This is a genomic window from Frankia sp. Mgl5, assembly GCF_023242985.1.
In the GTDB taxonomy this organism is placed as follows: Bacteria; Actinomycetota; Actinomycetes; order Frankiales; family Frankiaceae; genus Parafrankia; species Parafrankia soli.
This window is the reverse complement of the sequence record NZ_JALKFY010000720.1, coordinates 1-5092: the sequence shown is the minus strand read 5'-3', so window position 1 is coordinate 5092 and position 5092 is coordinate 1. Positions and strand designations below refer to the sequence as shown.

Below are 5092 nucleotides of genomic sequence, written 5' to 3'. Positions count from 1 at the left end.
AGCGCCATCGAGCACTCACCCGCCCGCAACGCCCGCGCCGCCAGATGCAACGCCACCAACGACGACGAACACGCCGTCTCGACGGTCACCGCGGGGCCCTCTAGGCCTAGGGCGTAGGCCACCCGGCCGGTCGTGGCGCTGCCCGAGTTCCCGACACCGAGTAACCCTTCGACTTCCCGGGGCGTCGCTGGGCTGTGCGGAGCGTAGTCGTGGTACATGACACCCGCGTACACGCCGACGTCGCGACCGCGCAGCGAGGACGGATCGATACCCGCCCGCTCGAAGACCTCCCACGACATCTCCAGCAACAGCCGCTGCTGCGGGTTCATCGCCACAGCCTCCCGCGGAGAAATCCCAAAAAAGGCCGCATCAAAACGCGCCGCATCGTACAGGAACCCACCCTGCCGCACATACGAACAACCAGCCCGCTCCGGATCAGGATCAAACAACCCCTCCAGATCCCACCCACGATCAGCCGGAAAATCACCGATCGAATCCACACCACCCGCCACCAACCCCCACAGACCCTCCGGCGAATCCACCCCACCCGGCAACCGGCACCCCATCGCAACAATCGCTATCGGTTCCGATTCGAGATCGCGCAGCCGGCGGGTGGTTCTGACCAGATCCGCGGTCATACGCTTTAGATATGAGCGCAGCTTGTCGTCGTTACTCATCGCGAGTCATTCCCTTCGGCGAGCCAAACATCCGGCGGTCAGGCCAGGCCGAACGTGTTATCGATCAGCCTGAACAACTCGTCGTCAGCTGCGGCGTCGATCGCGGCCGTCTTGTCGTCGGGGGAATCGAACCGGTCAGTCAAGGCACGCATTCGGCCGAGGACCTGGGCGCGCAACGTCTGGTCGCCCGTTACCACGAGCTGACGTTCCAGGTCGTCCAGAGTGGACAGGGCAGAAGCTGTCGCCGTGGGGACGAACTGCCCTCGGAGGTACTCAGCCACGGCAAGCGGGGTCGGATGGTCGAACACCAGCGTCGGGGGCAGCCGCAGGCCGGTCGCCTCCATCAGCCGGTTACGCAGTTCGACAGCGAGCAGCGAATCAAACCCGACCTCCCGGAATGCCTGCTCCGGCCGGACGTCGTCAGCCGATGAACGACCCAGCACGGTCGCCATGTGGGTGCCCACCGTACGGAGCAGCAGGGCGCTCTGCTCCTCGCCGGGGAGCCCCGCAAGCCGGGACCGGAGCGCCTGCCCGTCCTCGGCAACCGGACGTACCGTCCGCCGCGACGGGCGGACGAGACCTCGCGGCGGCGCCAGCGACAGAGTCTGGTCGCGCATGGCGACCTGATCGAGCCGGGCAGGTACGAGCACCGCCTCATCCGTCCGCAGCGCGGCGTCGAACAGGGCCATGCCCTCCTCGGCGGAAAGCGCGAGCATGCCCAGGCGCCGGCCCCGGAGTAGGTCGGCCTCGCTCAGGTGCCTGGTCATGTCGCTGGCCGGCGCCCACAGGCCCCACGCCAGCGACACGGCGGGCAGTCCCTGGGCACGCCGGTGCCGCGCCAGCGCATCGAGAAACATGTTCGCGGCCGCGTAGCCCGCCTGTCCGGGAGTTCCGAACACGCCCGCCGCAGAGGAGAACAGAACGAAGCCCGCCAGGTCCAGATGCCTGGTCAGCTCATGCAGGTGCCAGGCGCCGTCGGCCTTGGGACGCAGTACCGCGTCCACCCGCTCGGCTGTCACCCCCGTGACGACGCCGTCGTCGAGTATGCCGGCGGCGTGCACCACCGCGGTGAGGGGATGGCGGGGGTCCACAGAGGCGAGCAGCCGGGCGACCTCGTCTCGATCGGCGACGTCGACGGCGGCGACCTCTACCACGGCGCCGTGTGCGCTCAACTCGGCGCGCAGCTCAGCGGTACCCGGACCGGCCGGCCCCCGGCGGCTGGCGAGCAACAGGTGCCGGGCGCCGTGCCGGGTCACCAGATGCCGGGCCAGCAGGCCGCCTATCAGGCCGGTACCACCGGTGATGAGAACCGTCCCGTCGGGTGCCCACGGCCGCCCGACCGCCTTCTCTCCCGGTTCGGCGGGCGAGATCACCGGGACCAGGACGGGCAGGTGTACCTGCCCTCCGTGCAGAAGCAGTCTCGGCTGCCCGGATGCGACAGCGGCGGGGAGCGCTCGTCTCGACTCCGGTGCGTCGTCGACGTCGACGAGCACGAGGCGGGCCGGGTGTTCAGCCGCAGCCGACTGGACCAGACCCCACACGGCCGCGGCTGCGGGATCCGTCAGGGCACCGCGGGTCACCACAGCCAGCCGCTGGTCGTCCCGTTCGAGAAAGGTGGCCAGCGACCGGCCGACGAGTTCCCGGGCCCGGACCGGCGGCGCGTTCCGGCCTGTCATCTCCGCGGTGGCCGCGTCATCCGCGGACGGATCGAAGGCGTGCAGGTCCCCGGTCAGCTCGGTGAGGTCGAGGATGCGGGTGCCGGTTTCCGGCGTGGCCGCGGCCGAAGCGGGGAGTTCGGTAACGGGCCAGGCAACCCGGTACAACGAGCCGGCTGTGGCCGGCGACGGGATGGACAGCGGGCGCATGTTCAGCGAACCGACGGTGGCCACCGGAAGTCCGCTCTGATCCGCGAGTTCCAGGCGCATTCCGGCCGCGCCGGAGCCGACCGCCCGGACCCGCAGCAGGGTAACCCCCGCGGCGTGCACGGCGACGTCGTTCCACGCGAACGGCACCAGCGGGCCCGCGGGACCGGCCGCGTCCGCCACATCGACCGAGGCGAAACCCGCCGCCTGCAACGCGGCGTCCAACAGGGCCGGATGCAGCCCGAAGCGGGTGGTGTCGGTGCCCTCGGGCAGCGAGACCTCAGCGAAAACCTCGTCCCCCCGGGTCCACAGGGCCCGCACTCCCTGGAACAGCGGACCGTACTGGTATCCGGCCGCGAACCGCCGCTCGTAGAACGCTTCGAGATCAACCTCGACGCGCCGCGCACCCTCCGGGGGCCAGGCGGTTAGGTCGAATGTGGGCCCGGCCGCCGCGCCCGCGAGCAGTCCGGCGGCGTGCCGGGTCCACGCCGCCAGGTCGTCGTAGGCGGCCGCGCCGCCCTGGCCGGTGCCCTCCTGGCTGGAGTGCACGGACACCGGACGACGCCCGTTTTCATCGGGACCGCCGACAGCCACCTGCACCCGCACCGCGCCGTCCGGTGGCAGCACGATCGGTGTCTCGATGACAAGTTCATCAAGCCGATCCATGCTGGCCTCGTCGCCGGCCCGGATGACCAACTCGACGATCGCCGCGCCGGGGACAAGCACCGTCCCCGACACCGCGTGGTCGAGCAACCAGGGATGAGTGCGGGCCGACCAGCGGCTGGTGCACAGCACGCCGTCGGTCTCGGGCAGCCGGGTCACGGCCCCGATGAGGGGATGCCCCGCCGCCACCAGACCGGCCGCCGCCACGTCGCCGCCTACCGGGCCTGTCTCGAACCAGAACCGCTCGCGCTGGAAGGCGTATCCAGGCAGTTCCACGGAACTGGCCCCGGCGACCTCGGGCAGCACCGTCCAGTCAACGGCCCGGGCGCGGGTGTGCACGCTCGCCAGCGAGGTGAGAAAACGGCGCCGGTCGCCTTCGCCCCGGCGCAACGTGCCGGTGACCAGTGTCGGCCCGGGAATGCCGTCGAGCAGCTCCTCGATGGCACTGGTCAGCACGGGATGTGCACTGACCTCGACGAAGGCCCGGTATCCCCCGTCGGCCAGGGCTCGTGTCGCGGCGGCGAACCCCACCTCCCGGCGCAGGTTGCGGTACCAGTACTCGCCGTCGAGGGGCTCGGTGTCGACCCAACGCAGGTCCGAGGTGGAGAAGAAGGGCACCCGCGGCGGCCGCGACGAGACACCCGCCAGGGAAGCGCGCAGCCGGTCCGCGATCCGCTCGACCCCGGCGGTGTGCGAGGCGTAGTCCACCGGGATCCTTCTGATCCGTATCTCCATCGCCTCGCACTCGGCGTGCAGCTCGTCGAGGGCGTCCAGATCGCCGCCCACGACGATGGCGGAGGGCCCGTTCTCGACCGCGATCTCCAACCGGCCAGGCCACCGTCGCAGCAGCTTGCCGACCTGGGCACGGGGCAGCGCGAGCGAGGCCATGCCGCCGCGGCCGGCCAGCTCGGCGACGATCGCCTGGCTGCGCAGGGCCACGACGGCGGCGGCCTCGGGCAACGACAGCGCACCGGCGACGCAGGCAGCGGCGATCTCGCCCTGGGAATGACCGAGAACGCCGTCCGGCTCAACGCCGTGCTCCCGCCACATCTCGGCAAGAGACAGCATCACCGCGAAGGACACCGGCTGCACCACGTCCGCCCGGTCCAGCTCCGGCGCGCCCTCAGCGCCCCGGACCACATCCAGCAGAGACCAGTCGACGTACGGTGCGAGGGCGGCGGCGCACTCGCCCATCCGCGCGCTGAACTCCGGTGAGTTCTCCAGCAGTACCGCGCCCATACCGGCCCACTGCGCACCCTGGCCGGGGAAGACGAAGGCCAGCCGGCCGTCGACGTCAGCAAACCCGCTGAGCACGTTCGGCGCAGGCTCGGCGGCGGCCAGCGCGGCGGCTCCCGAGACAGCCTCCTCCCGGTCCGCGGCCAGTACGACGGCACGGTGACCGAAAAGTGCCCGGCCGGTCGCCAGCGTGTGTGCCACCTCCACGATGCCGTGGGCGGTCGAGGTCAGTTGGTGGGCCTGCTCGCGCAGCGCCTGGGGGCTCTTGGCCGACAGCGGCCAGACGACCACCTCGGGAACCTCGGGAACCCGGCGTTCGGGTACCGCCGCCGTCCCCGGTGAGTCCGGGAACTCCTCGAGGATGACGTGGGCGTTCGTACCACTCACCCCGAACGACGACACCCCCACCCGACGCGGCCGCCCCACCTCAGGCCACGCCCGCCCCTCCCGCAACACCTCAACCCCACCCGCCGACCAATCCACCTTCCGCGTCGGCACCCCCACATGCAACGTCGCCGGCAACCACCCCGCCCGCAACGCCAACACCGACTTGATAACCCCCGCCACCCCCGCCGCACCCTGCGTATGACCAATATTCGACTTCACCGACCCCAACCACAACGGCCGCCCCGCCGACCGCCCCCGCCCATACGT

2 protein-coding genes are annotated in these 5092 nt (G+C 71.0%); both read right to left on the bottom strand.

Features of this window, described 5'->3' with window-relative positions; all coding sequences use genetic code 11:
* Positions 1–677: beta-ketoacyl synthase N-terminal-like domain-containing protein (locus MXD62_RS26940; protein ID WP_248832212.1), on the bottom strand; the 677-nt coding region annotated here is incomplete at its 3' end.
* A gap of 38 nt (positions 678–715) precedes the next feature.
* Positions 716–5092, bottom strand: a 4377-nt coding sequence (locus tag MXD62_RS26935; RefSeq protein ID WP_368862455.1) for an SDR family NAD(P)-dependent oxidoreductase, incomplete at its 5' end; no start/stop codon positions are given.